15 protein-coding genes and 1 rRNA gene are annotated in these 15,791 nt (G+C 51.4%); 8 read left to right on the forward strand and 8 right to left on the reverse strand.

What is annotated here, in order from left to right:
- Window positions 1-91: 91 nt before the first annotated feature.
- The 4 genes from glnA to BN2591_RS24365 all read left to right on the forward strand — a co-directional run bounded on the left by glnA (window position 92) and on the right by BN2591_RS24365 (window position 4,466).
- The gene (glnA, locus tag BN2591_RS18510; RefSeq protein WP_020455889.1) at window positions 92-1,501 is read left to right on the forward strand and encodes a glutamate--ammonia ligase; all 1,410 of its coding nucleotides are present in this window, start codon (window positions 92-94) and stop codon (window positions 1,499-1,501) included.
- Window positions 1,502-1,765: 264 nt separating this feature from the next.
- The gene (glnL, locus tag BN2591_RS18515; protein WP_086873340.1) at window positions 1,766-2,815 is read left to right on the forward strand and encodes a nitrogen regulation protein NR(II); all 1,050 of its coding nucleotides are present in this window, start codon (window positions 1,766-1,768) and stop codon (window positions 2,813-2,815) included.
- 8 nt (window positions 2,816-2,823) lie between these two features.
- A complete protein-coding gene (gene glnG / locus BN2591_RS18520) occupies window positions 2,824-4,233 on the forward strand; it encodes a nitrogen regulation protein NR(I) (RefSeq protein ID WP_086873341.1) in 1,410 nt (469 codons plus the stop codon).
- Between the two features lie 110 nt (window positions 4,234-4,343).
- Entirely contained in the window at window positions 4,344-4,466 is a 123-nt protein-coding gene (locus tag BN2591_RS24365) for a YshB family small membrane protein (protein ID WP_141399381.1), read from the forward strand.
- Window positions 4,467-4,533: 67 nt separating this feature from the next.
- Here the strand turns inward: BN2591_RS24365 and hemN are convergent, their stop codons facing one another.
- Window positions 4,534-5,907 carry an oxygen-independent coproporphyrinogen III oxidase gene (gene hemN / locus BN2591_RS18525; RefSeq protein ID WP_086873342.1) on the reverse strand — a complete coding sequence of 458 codons (1,374 nt, stop codon included), beginning with the start codon at window positions 5,905-5,907 and terminating at the stop codon, window positions 4,534-4,536.
- Window positions 5,908-6,093: 186 nt separating this feature from the next.
- Window positions 6,094-6,594 (reverse strand): Der GTPase-activating protein YihI, encoded by a 501-nt coding sequence (yihI, locus tag BN2591_RS18530; protein WP_086873343.1) that lies wholly within the window; start codon window positions 6,592-6,594, stop codon window positions 6,094-6,096.
- 575 nt (window positions 6,595-7,169) lie between these two features.
- On the opposite strand from yihI, the gene yihA reads away from it, so the two are divergent.
- Entirely contained in the window at window positions 7,170-7,799 is a 630-nt protein-coding gene (gene yihA, locus BN2591_RS18535; RefSeq protein ID WP_086873351.1) for a ribosome biogenesis GTP-binding protein YihA/YsxC, read from the forward strand.
- Between the two features lie 92 nt (window positions 7,800-7,891).
- Here yihA and spfP read toward each other — a convergent pair whose 3' ends face one another.
- Together spfP and polA are read right to left on the reverse strand one after the other, a co-directional pair.
- Window positions 7,892-7,939, reverse strand: a complete 48-nt coding sequence (spfP, locus tag BN2591_RS25055) for a small protein SpfP (protein ID WP_071892919.1) — start codon at window positions 7,937-7,939, stop codon at window positions 7,892-7,894.
- Window positions 7,940-8,105: 166 nt separating this feature from the next.
- The gene (gene polA / locus BN2591_RS18540; protein ID WP_086873344.1) at window positions 8,106-10,892 is read right to left on the reverse strand and encodes a DNA polymerase I; all 2,787 of its coding nucleotides are present in this window, start codon (window positions 10,890-10,892) and stop codon (window positions 8,106-8,108) included.
- A 422-nt stretch (window positions 10,893-11,314) separates the two neighbouring features.
- Between polA and BN2591_RS18550 the strand changes: the two genes are divergently transcribed.
- On the forward strand, window positions 11,315-12,223 hold the full coding sequence (locus BN2591_RS18550) for an acyltransferase (protein WP_086873345.1): 909 nt from the start codon (window positions 11,315-11,317) through the stop codon (window positions 12,221-12,223).
- A 12-nt stretch (window positions 12,224-12,235) separates the two neighbouring features.
- Here BN2591_RS18550 and dsbA read toward each other — a convergent pair whose 3' ends face one another.
- The 3 genes from dsbA to BN2591_RS18565 form a co-directional block, all read right to left on the reverse strand.
- Window positions 12,236-12,859 (reverse strand): thiol:disulfide interchange protein DsbA, encoded by a 624-nt coding sequence (gene dsbA, locus BN2591_RS18555; RefSeq protein WP_017460093.1) that lies wholly within the window; start codon window positions 12,857-12,859, stop codon window positions 12,236-12,238.
- Between the two features lie 16 nt (window positions 12,860-12,875).
- Complete coding sequence (locus tag BN2591_RS18560) at window positions 12,876-13,862, reverse strand: serine/threonine protein kinase (protein WP_086873346.1); 987 nt, start codon at window positions 13,860-13,862, stop codon at window positions 12,876-12,878.
- 75 nt (window positions 13,863-13,937) lie between these two features.
- Window positions 13,938-14,207, reverse strand: coding sequence for a YihD family protein (locus BN2591_RS18565; protein ID WP_017460091.1), 270 nt, complete (start codon window positions 14,205-14,207; stop codon window positions 13,938-13,940).
- 69 nt (window positions 14,208-14,276) lie between these two features.
- Here BN2591_RS18565 and mobA point away from each other — a divergent pair, with 69 nt between their 5' ends.
- Together mobA and mobB are read left to right on the forward strand one after the other, a co-directional pair.
- Window positions 14,277-14,864, forward strand: coding sequence for a molybdenum cofactor guanylyltransferase MobA (mobA, locus tag BN2591_RS18570; protein WP_086873347.1), 588 nt, complete (start codon window positions 14,277-14,279; stop codon window positions 14,862-14,864).
- Entirely contained in the window at window positions 14,861-15,370 is a 510-nt protein-coding gene (gene mobB / locus BN2591_RS18575) for a molybdopterin-guanine dinucleotide biosynthesis protein MobB (protein ID WP_086873348.1), read from the forward strand. Before mobA ends, mobB begins: the two co-directional genes overlap by 4 nt.
- 188 nt (window positions 15,371-15,558) lie before the next feature.
- Here the strand turns inward: mobB and rrf are convergent.
- A 5S ribosomal RNA gene (gene rrf, locus BN2591_RS18580) occupies window positions 15,559-15,674 on the reverse strand.
- Between the last annotated feature and the right edge of the window lie 117 nt (window positions 15,675-15,791).

Here is a 15,791-nt window from a genome sequence, read left to right on the forward strand (position 1 = left end):
TTAACGATTGTACGATAACTACGCCAGCTTACGTAGTAATTAGAAGACCTCGTTACCACGACGACAATGACAAATCCGGGAGAGTTTAAGTATGTCCGCTGAACACGTTTTGACGATGCTGAATGAGCACGAAGTGAAGTTTGTCGATCTGCGCTTCACCGATACCAAAGGTAAAGAACAGCACGTCACTATCCCAGCCCATCAGGTAAACGCCGACTTCTTTGAAGAAGGTAAAATGTTTGATGGTTCTTCGATTGGTGGCTGGAAAGGCATCAACGAATCAGACATGGTGCTGATGCCGGACGCGACTACCGCTGTCATTGACCCGTTCTACGAAGAGTCTACTCTGATTATTCGTTGCGATATCCTCGAGCCAGGCACCATGCAGGGCTACGATCGTGACCCGCGCTCCATCGCTAAACGCGCTGAAGAGTACCTGCGCTCCACCGGTCTGGCAGACACCGTGCTGTTCGGGCCAGAGCCGGAATTCTTCCTGTTCGACGACGTGCGCTTCGGCAGCTCCATTTCCGGTTCCAGCGTTGCTATCGACGATATCGAAGGCGCATGGAACACCTCCACCAAATACGAAGGTGGTAACAAAGGTCACCGTCCGGCAGTGAAAGGCGGTTACTTCCCGGTTCCGCCGGTAGATTCATCACAGGATCTGCGTTCCACCATGTGTCTGGTGATGGAAGAGATGGGCCTGGTTGTTGAAGCTCACCACCACGAAGTGGCAACGGCTGGTCAGAACGAAGTGGCTACTCGCTTCAACACCATGACCAAAAAAGCGGACGAAATTCAGATTTACAAATATGTGGTGCACAACGTTGCTCACCGCTTCGGCAAAACCGCGACCTTTATGCCGAAACCGATGTTCGGTGATAACGGTTCCGGTATGCACTGCCACATGTCTCTGTCCAAGAACGGCACGAACCTGTTCTCTGGCGACAAGTACGCTGGCCTGTCTGAAATGGCGCTGTACTACATTGGCGGCGTAATCAAACACGCAAAAGCGATCAACGCCCTGTCTAACCCGACCACCAACTCTTACAAGCGTCTGGTCCCGGGTTATGAAGCACCGGTCATGCTGGCTTACTCTGCACGTAACCGTTCTGCTTCTATCCGTATTCCGGTTGTGGCTTCACCGAAAGCGCGTCGTATCGAAGTGCGCTTCCCGGACCCGGCTGCTAACCCGTACCTGTGCTTCGCAGCGCTGCTGATGGCCGGTCTGGATGGTATTAAAAACAAAATCCACCCGGGCGAAGCAATGGACAAAAACCTGTATGACCTGCCGGCTGAAGAAGCGAAAGAGATCCCGCAGGTTGCAGGCTCTCTGGAAGAAGCGCTCAACGCGCTGGATGCCGACCGCGAGTTCCTGACTGCCGGTGGCGTGTTCACCGACGACGCTATCGATGCTTACATCGCGCTGCGTATGGAAGAGAACGACCGCGTTCGTATGACGCCGCACCCGGTAGAGTTCGAACTGTACTACAGCGTTTAATATTAAGACTCGGCAGAAGTCTTGTCGCAGCAAGGCGGCAACCGAAGATGTCCCGATGAGCTTAGTCGATAAGTGATTCGGGCGAATGAGGGCAGCCAACGCCGCTACGGTGAGAAAGAGGCCAGAGGATTTTTAGTTGCCGTGGAACTTTTAGCCCATCCCTGGATGGGCTTTTTTCTCCACCAACAACCTGATCTAACGCGCTTTTTACCAATAAAACGCTATACTGCACTAAATTGGTGCACACCTCCGGGAGACTGCTAAATGGCAAGCGGCGTGCTGCCCGATGCTGGGCAGATCCTCAATTCTTTGATCAACAGCATCTTGCTGGTTGATGACGACCTGGCGGTACATTACGCCAACCCTGCGGCACAGCAACTGCTGGCGCAAAGTTCTCGTAAGCTATTCGGCACACCGCTCCCCGAACTGCTGAGTTACTTTTCACTGAACATCGATTTGATGCGGGAAAGTTTGCACGCCGGGCAGGGGTTTACCGATAACGAAGTGACACTCGTTATCGACGGGCGCTCACACATTCTTTCGCTGACGGCGCAACGTCTGCCGGATGGTTTGATTCTGCTGGAAATGGCGCCGATGGATAACCAGCGCCGTCTTAGCCAGGAGCAACTCCAGCACGCCCAACAAGTTGCGGCGCGCGATCTGGTACGCGGTCTGGCGCATGAAATTAAAAACCCGCTTGGCGGTTTACGCGGCGCGGCGCAGTTGCTGAGCAAAGCTCTGCCCGATCCGGCACTGCTGGAATACACCAAAGTGATCATTGAGCAGGCTGACCGCTTGCGTAACCTGGTGGATCGCCTGTTGGGGCCGCAACAGCCGGGGATGCATGTTACCGAAAGCATTCACAAAGTGGCCGAGCGCGTGGTGAAACTGGTTTCAATGGAGCTGCCGGATAATGTCATCTTAACCCGTGATTACGATCCGAGTTTGCCGGAGCTCGCGCACGATCCCGACCAAATTGAGCAGGTTTTACTGAATATTGTGCGTAACGCTTTGCAAGCGCTGGGGCCGGAAGGGGGCGAAATCATTCTGCGCACCCGTACCGCCTTCCAGCTGACGCTGCACGGTGTGCGTTATCGCCTTGCGGCGAGAATAGATGTGGAAGATAACGGCCCGGGTATTCCGTCGCAGCTCCAGGATACATTGTTCTATCCGATGGTGAGCGGGCGCGAAGGCGGTACCGGGCTTGGATTATCTATCGCACGCAGTTTGATTGATCAACATTCTGGCAAAATTGAATTTACCAGTTGGCCAGGCCATACCGAATTCTCGGTATTTCTGCCTATTCGGAAGTAGAGGTGTTTATGCAACGAGGGATAGTCTGGATCGTTGATGACGATAGCTCCATCCGTTGGGTGCTGGAACGCGCGCTCACCGGGGCAGGCTTGAGTTGTACAACGTTTGAAAGTGCCAATGAAGTGCTAGATGCACTCACCACCAAAACCCCGGATGTACTGCTTTCGGATATTCGTATGCCAGGGATGGATGGTCTTGCGTTACTGAAACAGATCAAACAGCGCCATCCGATGCTCCCGGTCATCATTATGACCGCGCATTCCGATCTTGATGCGGCGGTAAGCGCGTATCAGCAAGGGGCATTCGATTATCTGCCCAAACCGTTTGATATCGACGAAGCTGTTGCGCTGGTTGAGCGCGCTATCAGCCATTATCAGGAACAGCAGCAGCCGCGCAATGTGCAAGCCAGCGGCCCGACAACAGACATTATCGGCGAAGCACCGGCGATGCAGGATGTGTTTCGCATTATCGGTCGCCTGTCGCGCTCGTCGATCAGCGTATTGATTAATGGTGAATCGGGGACCGGTAAAGAACTGGTGGCACATGCGCTGCATCGCCACAGCCCGCGCGTGAAAGCGCCCTTTATCGCCCTCAATATGGCCGCCATTCCGAAGGATTTGATTGAATCGGAACTGTTTGGTCACGAAAAAGGGGCGTTTACCGGCGCGAATACGATTCGTCAGGGACGTTTTGAGCAAGCCGATGGCGGGACACTGTTTCTGGACGAAATAGGCGATATGCCGCTGGATGTGCAGACACGTTTGCTGCGCGTACTGGCCGATGGTCAATTTTACCGCGTTGGCGGCTATGCGCCGGTGAAGGTCGATGTCCGCATTATCGCCGCCACGCACCAGAATCTGGAACAGCGCGTTCAGGAGGGCAAATTCCGTGAGGATCTGTTCCACCGCCTGAACGTGATCCGCGTCCATTTGCCGCCGCTGCGCGAACGCCGGGAAGATATTCCACGTTTAGCACGCCACTTTTTGCAAGTCGCCGCACGTGAACTGGGTGTGGAAACGAAACAATTGCATCCGGAAACTGAAACCGCGTTAACGCGTCTGGCATGGCCGGGGAACGTCCGCCAGCTGGAAAACACCTGCCGCTGGTTAACGGTTATGGCCGCAGGCCAGGAAGTGTTGATTCAGGATTTACCAAGCGAGTTGTTCGAAACCACCGTGCCGGACAGCCCTTCGCAGAGTCTGCCGGACAGTTGGGCAACACTGCTGGCGCAATGGGCGGATCGCGCATTACGTTCCGGTCATCAAAACCTGCTTTCAGAAGCGCAACCGGAAATGGAGCGTACCTTACTGACTACGGCGCTGCGTCACACACAGGGCCACAAACAGGAAGCGGCGCGACTGCTCGGATGGGGTCGTAACACCCTGACGCGTAAGTTGAAAGAGCTGGGAATGGAATAGCCGGCAGGTGAAGTGTAAAGAATGAACCGCGATCGCAAATTGCCGTTATTTTGCGCTTTACTGTTACCGGCAGTGACGTATGATCTTGCCCGTTCATGGGAGAGGTCATCATGCTGGAATCATTAATCAATGTGGTCACTGCAGGCGTAGAAGCAGGCGCGTCGGCAAGCCACACACCGCAAACGGCCATCGCGGCTGTTCTGTGTGCCGCGTTGGTTGGGCTGTTTAGCTAACCTTCGCGTTATACTGCGCTTATCAGGCCTACAGAACGTGTTTTGTAGGCTTGATGCGCCGTCTTCGTTAAATCACTCGTGAAAACTGCTGCAAACGCGCTTTGCGACGCAGATAAGCATCGAAACACATGCAGATATTGCGGATCAGCAAACGCCCTTTCGCTGTGACCTGCAACCCTTGCTCGCTCATCGCCACCAGCCCGTCCTCCACCAGCGGCGCCAGCAGGCGCAAATCCTCGGCAAAATAGTCACGGAAGTTAAGATCCCAGGCGCGCTCCACCGCAGCGAACTCGAGGCGGAAGTTGCAAATCAGCCCTTTGATCACATCGCGGCGAATACAGTCGTCACGGGTTAATGCGATACCGCGCCACAGCGCATTTCCGCGCTCGTCCACTTGCTGATAATAGTGTTTCAACTCTTTTTGGTTTTGCGCGTAGCTATCGCCGATCATACTAATGGCAGAAACACCCAGCCCCAGCAGATCGCTGTCGCCCTGCGTGGTGTACCCCTGGAAATTACGGTGCAATACACCTTCACGCTGAGCAATAGCGAGCTCGTCGTCCGGGCGGGCAAAGTGATCCATGCCAATAAACTGGTAACCGGAACCGGTCAGCGAAGTGATAGTTTGCTGCAAAATGTCGAGCTTCTGCTGCGCCGTTGGCAAATCAACGTCTTTAATTTTGCGCTGCGCGGCGAACAGTGTCGGCAAATGCGCGTAGTTAAAAACGCTCAGGCGATCCGGGCTAAGCGCCGCCACGCGTTGTAACGTAAAAGCGAAGCTTTCCGGCGTCTGTTTTGGCAGGCCGTAAATCAGGTCAATATTGGTCGAGGTAAAACCAATATCGCGGGCATGATTGAGCAGCGCGAAGATAAACTCTTCATCCTGCTCGCGGTTGACCAGACGCTGAACCTCTTTGTTGAAATCCTGCACGCCCATGCTCAGGCGATTAAAGCCTTCGCTGCGCAGATGATCGAGCACATCCAGTTCGATTTCCCGCGGATCAACTTCGATCGAGATTTCCGCATCAGCATTAAACGCAAAATGACCGCGCAACAGGTTCATCAGACGGCTGATTTGCGCTTTGTTCAGATAGGTCGGCGTACCGCCGCCCCAGTGCAACTGGCTGACGTGGCGACCAGAAAAAAGCGGTGCGCGGTGAATAATTTCCTGCTCGAGCGCGTCCAGATACTGATCGGCTTTATGCTGCTGACGGGTGACAATCTTATTGCAGCCGCAGAAGTAGCACAGCTTGTGACAAAACGGGATATGCACATACAGCGACAGCGGTCGCTCAGGATAACGCGCCACAGCCTGGCGAAAATCGTCTTCGCCGTAAGCGTCGGAAAACTCCAGCGCGGTAGGATATGAGGTGTAACGCGGCCCGGAATAGTTATATTTCTGGATCAGGGCCAGGTCCCAGTCGATGACTTGCTCAGACATTGTTTACTCCTTCCGATGACGCTGCTGGCGGTTCCGGCGGCCCGGCCTGACCTCGTTTCTGGTCATAAGCCGGTTGCGCAGCCACAGTTTGCGCCGCGACAACCGCTGTAGTTTAACGAATAACCACACCAGATAACATATAACCGGAAGGGTTATAAGCAGGACAGAAAGCCCCATAGAAAAGGATTAGTTGCCGCCCTTCAGCAGACGCATCATATCTTCTTTGCCTTCTTCTTCCTCTTCTTCGTCATCATCGTAAGAGAGGCCGAGTTTCTGCATCAGTTCATCAATGCGATCCAGTTTGGCATCGACCCACGCCTGATCGTCAGCGCTCAGGGTTTCCCCCTCTTCCAGACGTTCCAGTAGCGCGTCCAGGCGCTCATCCGTTTCCAGCATTTCCAGCTCAGCCTGCGGTGAAAGCATAGGTTTCTCGCTCTTAGGTTTGTGCTGCTTGTTGACCGGCGTGTCGGTGACACCCAGCGGGATCGGTTTTTTACTGCCAATACGCGGATCTTTTTGCTGTTTACTCCTTCCGGAGCCAGAAGCGCCGTCGCCACCGTTCGCACGGCTACCTGAAGCATTACCGCGGTGCTTTTTCTCACGCTTACGATCGCGGCCTTCCTGATTTAACTCTTCACGGGTTTTACGGCGCACTTTACCGCGCGGATTGGTGGACGGTTTTTTCATATTAGTGATCTTAAGTCGTTTTTCATCAGTATAGAATTGCGGCGGAATCTAGCAGAAAGCAAGCAAAGAAAAAAGGCGACAGTGCAAACTGTCGCCTTTTTTCTTGACCCTTCACCCGTAATGGGTTTTACATTCCGTGTTCGCTATCAACTTGCCCTGTTTATCCGTTAGCGTAGAACGTTCCCTGTTACGGTTCCTTTTCCTTGTTCAACGTCTTCTGACGTTAGTCTCCGGTCTTCGCCTCCTGGCGCTCCTGACCCCTCATTCCGTGAGTTATCCTTCCACAAGCAGCATCCGGCCTTGGTGGGTTACTTTACCCTTCTGAGCTAAACTGACAAGCAGGAAAAGCCCCAGAACCCGCAGTTTAAGAAAATTCTATATAGATAACCCTTTGATTAGAGACATTTTAGCCATTTTTTAATCTGCAACTTCTCCGAAAGTTCGTATAACGAAAAGGGCAAATATCTTACATATCGCACGGTAATGGCTCACAGCAGAGTTTCTGGCGAGAAAAACAGCCTTTTGCGTGGGTTCAGGTATAATCGCCGCATGCCTTGACGATGGAGACGACCATTTTGACTAACTGGAATTACCAACAGACGCACTTTGTCACCAGTGCGCCTGATATTCGCCACTTACCCGCCGATACTGGCATTGAAGTGGCTTTTGCTGGCCGCTCCAACGCAGGTAAATCGAGCGCACTTAATACCCTGACCCACCAGAAAAACCTGGCGCGGACCTCGAAAACGCCCGGCCGTACGCAGCTGATCAACTTGTTTGAAGTCGCTGATGGCAAACGTCTTGTCGACTTGCCGGGCTACGGTTACGCGGAAGTGCCGGAAGAGATGAAACTCAAATGGCAACGCGCGCTGGGTGAATACCTCGAAAAACGCCAGTGCCTGCAAGGTTTGGTAGTGCTGATGGATATTCGTCATCCGCTGAAAGATCTTGATCAGCAGATGATCCTGTGGGCAGTCGAGAGCAATCTGCAAGTGCTGGTGCTGCTGACCAAGGCGGATAAACTGGCCAGCGGCGCGCGGAAAGCGCAGCTGAATATGGTGCGTGAAGCCGTGCTTGCTTTTAACGGCGACATACAGGTTGAAACTTTCTCGTCGCTGAAGAAACAGGGCGTGGACAAATTACGTGAGAAACTGGATGGCTGGTTCAATAACCTGCCGCCAGTGGAAGAAGCAACCGGCGAGTAACCTTTATCTCAAGCGTGGCATTCGCCGCGCTTTTTCTTTCTTTTGCACAATAAAAAACGCCCCAGTCATTTCTGACTGGGGCGGCTAAATATTCAGCCAAATCCGATTACGTGAAGTAAAAGGTCTGAAAGATAGAACATCTTACCTCTGTACCCTACGCGAATAACTCTACTCCCTTTTTAGATCCGGACAAAGCACTTTTTGTAATTTCTTTTCAATTTTTACATAGGGAATTCTAATGATTGTCACAAAACTGACGGCTATTTGTTGCTTACTTACAGAAAAAGCCCTTTACCCGCCGTATACTTAGTGCGCTTGATCCCAGTTTTGACCGCTCCCGACTTCCACCAGCAACGGCACATCCAGTTTGGTGCTGCTCTCCATCAGTTCATGGATCTTTTTCGACACAGCCTCGACATCATCTTTGTGCACTTCAAATACCAGTTCATCGTGCACCTGCATGATCAACCGCACGCGCGGTTTCTCGCTTTGCAACCAGCTATCTACAGCAATCATCGCGCGTTTAATGATGTCCGCTGCCGTGCCTTGCATCGGCGCGTTGATCGCCGCACGTTCTGCCCCCGCTCGTCTGGCCCCATTGCTGGATTTAATGTCCGGCAGGTAAAGACGGCGCCCGTCCAGTGTCTCAACATAGCCACGCTCTTTCGCCTGTGCGCGGGTACGCTCCATATATTCCAGCACGCCAGGATAACGCTCGAAGTAGAGATCCATGTACTTCTGCGATTCTTTACGCGGAATATTGAGCTGGCGCGACAAGCCAAAGGCGCTCATGCCGTAAATCAGCCCGAAGTTGATCGCTTTCGCGCTGCGACGCTGTTCGTTACTGACACTTTCCAGTGGCAAACCAAATACTTCTGCCGCCGTTGCGCGGTGAATGTCTTTACCTTCGGCAAATGCAGACAGCAGACCTTTGTCGCGTGACAGATGCGCCATAATACGCAACTCAATTTGCGAGTAGTCCGCCGAGACAATGACGTAATCTTTCGGCGCGACAAAGGCCTGGCGAATACGGCGGCCTTCCTCATTACGCACCGGAATATTCTGCAGGTTCGGATCGGTTGAAGATAAACGGCCCGTTGCCGTCACCGCCTGATGATACGAGGTATGCACGCGCCCGGTTTTCGGGTTGATCATCAGCGGCAACTTATCGGTATAAGTCGATTTCAGTTTTGCCAGCCCACGGTGTTCGAGAATAACTTTTGGCAACGGGTAATCCAGCGCGAGCTCTTCGAGCACCTCTTCCGACGTCGACGGCGCGCCACCAGGCGTTTTCTTCAGCGGTTTAATACCCTGCTTCTCAAAGAGAATGGTTTGCAACTGCTTGGTTGACGAGAGGTTAAACGGCTCACCCGCGATTTCATGCGCCTTTTTCTCCAGCTCAGCCAGACGCAGCGTCAACTCTTCGGAGTGCTTGTGTAACACGGCGGGATCGATATTGACGCCGTTACGCTCGATACGCGAAATTACCGGCACCAGCGGCATTTCAATGTTCTGGAAGACGTTCAGCGGCCCGGCATTATTTTGCAGCTCCGGCCACATCTTCAGATGCAGTTGCAGCGTGACATCGGCATCTTCCGCCGCATAACGCCCGGCCTGCTCGAGATCAATCTGATTAAACGTCAGTTGGTTTTTACCTTTTCCGGCAATCTCTTCAAAGGTTATGGTTTTGTGCTTCAGCCAGCGCTCGGAGAGGCTGTCCATATCATGACGGCCTGCGACGCTATCCAGCGTGTAGGATTCCAGCATGGTATCGAAGGCAATGCCGCGCAGTTCAATGCCGTAGTTTTCCAGCACACCACGATCGTATTTGAGGTTCTGTCCCACTTTACGGACATTTTCATCTTCCAGCAGCGGTTTCAGTAATTCCAGCACGCGCTCGCGCGGGATTTGATCCGGTGCGTCAAGATAATCATGCGCAACAGGCACATAAGCCGCGATACCTGGTTCAGTCGCAAAAGAGAGACCAACCAGGTTGGCGCTGATATTATCGAGGCTGTCGGTTTCAGTATCGAAAGCAAAGAGCGGTGCACTTTTCAGTTTGCCGATCCATGCTTGTAACGTCTCTTCATCGAGAATAGTGACATAATTTTCCGCCGACAGCGCAGCTGCGGGAATATCAGCTTCTGCCGCAATCTCAATGGTTTCCTGCGGTTTCGCCGCCGGTTTACCGCCTTTCGCCTGAAGCCATTTACCCGCTTCTACATCTGCGCTCCAGCGTTTGAATTCATATTTCTTAAACAGCTCAAGGAGCGACTGCGCCGCAGGCTGCTGAACTTCCAGCTGTTCGCAGGTCAGTTCCAGTTCGACATCAGTTTTAATCGTGGCCAGTTGGTAAGAGAGGTAGGCCACTTCTTTATTCTGTTCAAGTTTCGCCGCCATGGTTTTGGCACCGCGGAAAGTAAGCCCGGCGATTTTATCCGACTCGGCATAGAGCGTATCCAGGCCACCCAGCCCTTGTAGCAGCGCCTGCGCCGTTTTCTCGCCAACGCCCGGCACGCCTGGAATGTTATCTGAGGAGTCACCCATCAGGGCGAGGAAATCGATAATTAACTCCGGTGGGACACCATATTTTGTGACGACTTCATCCGGTCCGAGGATCGTATTGGTCATAGTGTTGATAAGCGTAATATGCGGCGTCACCAGCTGTGCCATATCTTTATCGCCGGTGCTTATCAGCACGGGCCGACCCGCTTTTTCGGCTTCACGCGCCAGCGTGCCGATGACATCATCCGCTTCAACGCCGGAGACCGCCAGTAACGGCAACCCCATCGCTTTTACCATGGCGTGCAGCGGCTCTATTTGCGCACGCAAATCGTCCGGCATTGGCGGGCGATGTGATTTGTAATGCTCAAACAGTTCATCACGGAAGGTTTTGCCTTTCGCATCAAACACCACCGCAGCATGTGTCGGCTGGTATTGCAAAATCAGGCTGCGCAACATGTTGAGTACGCCGTACATGGCGCCAGTAGGCTCACCGGCGCTGTTAGTCAGCGGCGGAAACGCATGATACGCGCGATAAAGGTAAGACGAGCCGTCAACAAGGATAAGTGGGTTTTCTGGGATCTGAACCATGATGTCCATGCCTGTTTATCAAATTATGGTTAAAGGATGCCACAGACAGGGAGAAAACATGAGTTTTTCGCGGAAAATGCCGAAAAGATTTCGCGATCGTCGGGATCGCTCGCATAAACATCCTGTGGATAAGTTTGTGAATAGTTTTTGTCAGGCTGGACTTTTGTGCCATTCCGTCGATCGCAGGATTATACAAACCATTTATATTCAATGGCTTATACGATAAAAGATGATCGTTATTGCTGTTTGCTGGCAATTTACGCTATGTGGATATAAGTAATTTTGATTTTATTTATTGCCGATAATTTCTCAGGTATTACCAGCAAGGTTTACGCATTCCTGATAACAGTTTTCTGTTAAGATCTGCGCCTTGCGCTTTTATTAGTGTGCTTTTACCAGCTAACTTTCTGAATAATAAAACTATGTCGAGATTTCTTGCGGTAACCACTTTATTTTTGAGTGTCCTGCTCACCATATTGGTTACCATTATTTGCTCCGTGCCCATTATTATCGCTGGAATGCTCAAGTTGTTAATTCCTGTTCCTGCGGTATGGCGCGCGATCTCCACTTTCTGCAATTTTATGATGTATTGCTGGTGTGAAGGGCTTTCATGGCTATTGCACCTCAACCCTTATTTAAAATGGGATGTCGAGGGGCTGGAAGGCCTGGATAAGAAGAACTGGTATTTGCTGATCTGCAATCATCATAGCTGGGCGGATATTGTGGTGTTATGTGTGCTGTTTCGTAAACATATTCCCATGAACAAGTATTTCCTTAAACAGCAATTGGCATGGGTACCTTTTATTGGCCTTGCCTGTTGGGCGCTGGATATGCCTTTTATGCGCCGTTATTCCAGAAGTTATTTGATTCGCCACCCTGAACGTCGGGGTAAAGATGTCGAAACCACACGCCGTTCTTGCGAGAAATTTCGCTTTCACCCCACCACCATTGTGAACTTTGTCGAAGGTTCACGTTTTACGGAAGAAAAGCGCCAACAGACACGCTCTTCTTTCAAAAACCTGCTGTCGCCAAAAGCTGCAGGTATTGCCATGGCGCTAAATGTGTTAGGTAAACAGTTCGATAAATTGCTTGATGTTACGCTCTGTTATCCGGAAAACGACCGGACGCCGTTCTTTGATATGCTCAGCGGTAAGCTGACGCGTATTGTCGTGCGAGTCAATTTATTGCCGGTGGATGAAGCGCTACATGGGGATTACGTAAACGATAAGAATTTTAAACGGAGCTTCCAGCAGTGGCTAAATAAACTGTGGCTTGAGAAAGACGAACTGATTGATACCATCAAAGCAGAATACAAAAACGCCGGTCAGTGACCGGCGTTATTTTTACTTCTTCTCAACCAGATATTTCACGGTGTTTGCGTAATCCTGAACGAAGGCGTCCAGGCTGCTGCCGTCCATGCCCTGCTGGTTAACCTGGTATTTTCCGTTAACAAACATGGCTGGCACACCCTGAAGTTGTAAATCCGCAGCTGCTTTTTCTTGCTGAGCAACCAGTGATTTCACCACGAAGCTGTTCCACGCAGCATCATACTCTTCGCCTTTCACGCCCGCGCTGATGAAGACATCGCGAATATCGGCAACAGACTGCACGGTTTGCGTTTTCTGCACCGCTTCAAACAGTGGAGAGGTGATTTTATCCTCTACACCAAGCGCCATGGCCACAGCCCACGCTTGCGTCATCTCCTTACCCAGTGGGCCTAAGAATTCCACGTGGTATTTGGTCATTTTTGTGCCTTCTGGCAGCTTCTTCTTCACTGCGTCAGCAATATGCCAAACCTGTTCAAAGTCGTAGCAGTGCGGGCAATAAAACGAGAAGAACTCAAGCACCTGCGGCTCACCCGCCACTGGCTTATCAAGTGTAATAAATTGCTTACCGTCTGTAGGTTGTGCTGCTGAGGCGCTAAAAGCCAGAATCATTCCTGCCAGCGCCAGCCAAATCTTCTTCATGGTCAACTCTCTCCATTTAATACATTGGTGTTAATGCTAAAGGTGGTTCTTGAAGAACTTTCACCTGTTCAAGAAAAATCAATATCTGTCTGTGCCAGTGATCTTCACTGCTCAGCCACGGAAAATTTTTGGGAAATGCCGGGTCGTCCCAACGACGAATCAGCCATGCCAGATAGTAAACCAGGCGCATGGCGCGTAGCGGCTCTATTAATCCCAGCTCAGCCACGTTGAATTCACTGAACTCTTCGTAGGCCTCGACGATCATCTCCAGTTGCATACGCTGTTCGGCTTTATCGCCGTGTAGCAACATCCACAAATCCTGTACGGCAGGGCCATTACGGGCATCGTCTAAATCAACAAACATTGGCCCGTCACGCCAGAGAATATTCCCTGCGTGGCAATCACCGTGCAGGCGCAGAAGATTAAAACGGTTATGCCATTGCGCCATTACAGCATCGATAAGCTTATCGGCTGCACGCAAAAATTCATCTTTTAAACCAGAAGGAATGAGCGTTGATGTTTCAAAGAGGTGGCGTGGCTCAATCAGATATTCTTTAACACCTATTTCCGGACGGCTTGTAAAACGCTTTTTACTGCCGGTTTGATGCATACGGCCAAGGTAGCGGCCCACCCACTCCATTTGATCCAAATTGTCGGCTTCAAACTGACGGCCACCAACGCTTGGGAAAACAGCGAAAAAGAAGTCCTGATGAGTAAGTAAGGTTTGATTGTTGAAAGCAAGCGGTGCCGCGACCGGAACGTCATCACGATGCAAATCTAAAGCAAATTCATGCTCTTCAAGAATTTGTTCTGCAGACCAACGCTCCGGGCGATAAAACTTCACCACATAACGTTTGCGATCTTCATCCTGAAATTGATAAACACGGTTTTCATAGCTGTTAAGCGGGGTAAGCCCGGAATCCACCCGAATCCCCTGCTCAAACAGCGCATCCATAATGGTATCCGGGTGTAATGTCTGGAAGGTAAAAGCGTTGCAGGTCATCCTGGGATCCGAAAATACGACGAATAACTCAGGATATCATTTCGTAGCGTATTCGGTTGCGTCGCTTACAAGCTTTTACTCTTTAATAACGCCGCGCGCGCGCAGCAGCGCGGTTTTAAAATCCTCTTCATAATCTTTCTGAATGCCAGGGATCACCGCATCTTTCGAGGAGTCGCGCATTTTCAGGTGATAGATCAGGATGTCATCACTTAAATCCACAAGGTCGCCTTGATAACCTGACTCTTGCGCCAGTTTCTGCAAAAATTGCACTAAATTAAGCTCTGGCTCTTTTTGCCATGCGGGCTGGAGAAGTTCGATAACTTCATTCAGGCGTTTACATTTCATAATTGTGCTCCTTACTCTGGGTACAGACACGGTAGCAGGGTAAAACCCACAATAAAAGAGGCGATAAGGGTGACGGACAGTCATGCAGTAAGAGGTGTGGTGCTGGCGGGAGGAAAAGCCTCGCGGATGGGTGGGAAAGATAAAGGGCTGCAGGAATTAAATGGTAAACCGCTGTGGCAACATGTTGCCGAACGGCTGGCACCACAGGTATCCAGCTTAGTTATCAGCGCCAATCGAAACCTTGAAATTTATCGCGCCAGTGGCTTACCGGTCCTCACAGATACGCTGAATGATTTTCCCGGCCCGCTGGCGGGAATGCTCTCCGTTATGCAGCAAAGCGATGGAGAGTGGTTTCTGTTTTGTCCGTGCGATACGCCACGTATACCAACGGATCTTATGACACGGTTACAAAAGAACCGGCAGCATAATGCGCCGGCAGTGTGGGTTAATGATGGCGAGCGGGATCACCCGGCAATTGCGCTGGTACACCGCAGCGTTTTACCATTTTTGCAGGATTATCTCGCCAATGGCGAACGTCGAGTGATGGTATTTATGCGACAAGCAGGAGGGCATGCGGTCGATTTTAGTGATGTGAAATTCGCATTCACCAATGTGAACACCCCTGATGATCTTGCACACTGGCAGGAGAGAATATGATCCCATTACTTGCCATTGCCGCCTGGAGCGGAACCGGGAAAACAACACTACTTAAGCAGTTGATTCCGGCGCTCTGTGAACAAGGTATTCGCCCCGGGTTAATCAAACATACTCATCACGATATGGATGTCGATAAGCCTGGTAAAGACAGTTATGAATTACGTAAAGCAGGTGCGGCGCAAACGTTGGTAGCCAGTTCACAACGGTGGGCGTTAATGACAGAAACGCCGGATGAGGTAGAGTTAGATTTGGCCTATCTGGTTAGCAGAATGGATGCGACAAAACTGGATCTGGTACTGATCGAAGGTTTTAAACACGAGTCTGTGCCCAAAATACTGCTCTGGCGGCATGACTGTGGTCATGATTTAGCAGAGTTGACGCTGGACGAGCATGTTATCGCCATCGCCAGTGATATCCCTCTTAGGCATGGTGTGCCGGTACTAAACCTGAATGATATTGAGCAGATAGTAACGTTTATTTTGCGCTGGATTAGGAAAGTGGAGTAGCTTCTGGTACGCACTGCCTGTTCCGCATGAAGCTTTCTGAACGTGAGCAGGTTCCGGCAGGCAGTCTGTTTTTTCCGTCACTCACAGAGTGACTGCTGGATACCAGCAACCTGTTTCGCAAGCAGAAGTTTCGCTGCATAAAAACGCAAAAAGGCCATCCGTCAGGATGGCCTCTTCACTTAATTGATGCCTGGCAGTTCCCTACTCTCGCATGGGGAGACCCCACACTACCATCGGCGCTACGGCGTTTCACTTCTGAGTTCGGCATGGGGTCAGGTGGGACCACCGCGCTGTTGCCGCCAGGCAAATTCTGTCTGTCAGAACGTTCTCACGCCCTGACCTAATCTGTATCACGCTGAAAATCTTTTCTGTCTCTCACGCCAAAACACCTTCGGCGTTGTAAGGTTAAGCCTCACGGTTC

The organism is Kosakonia pseudosacchari, assembly GCF_900184035.1.
Classification (GTDB): Bacteria; Pseudomonadota; Gammaproteobacteria; order Enterobacterales; family Enterobacteriaceae; genus Kosakonia; species Kosakonia pseudosacchari.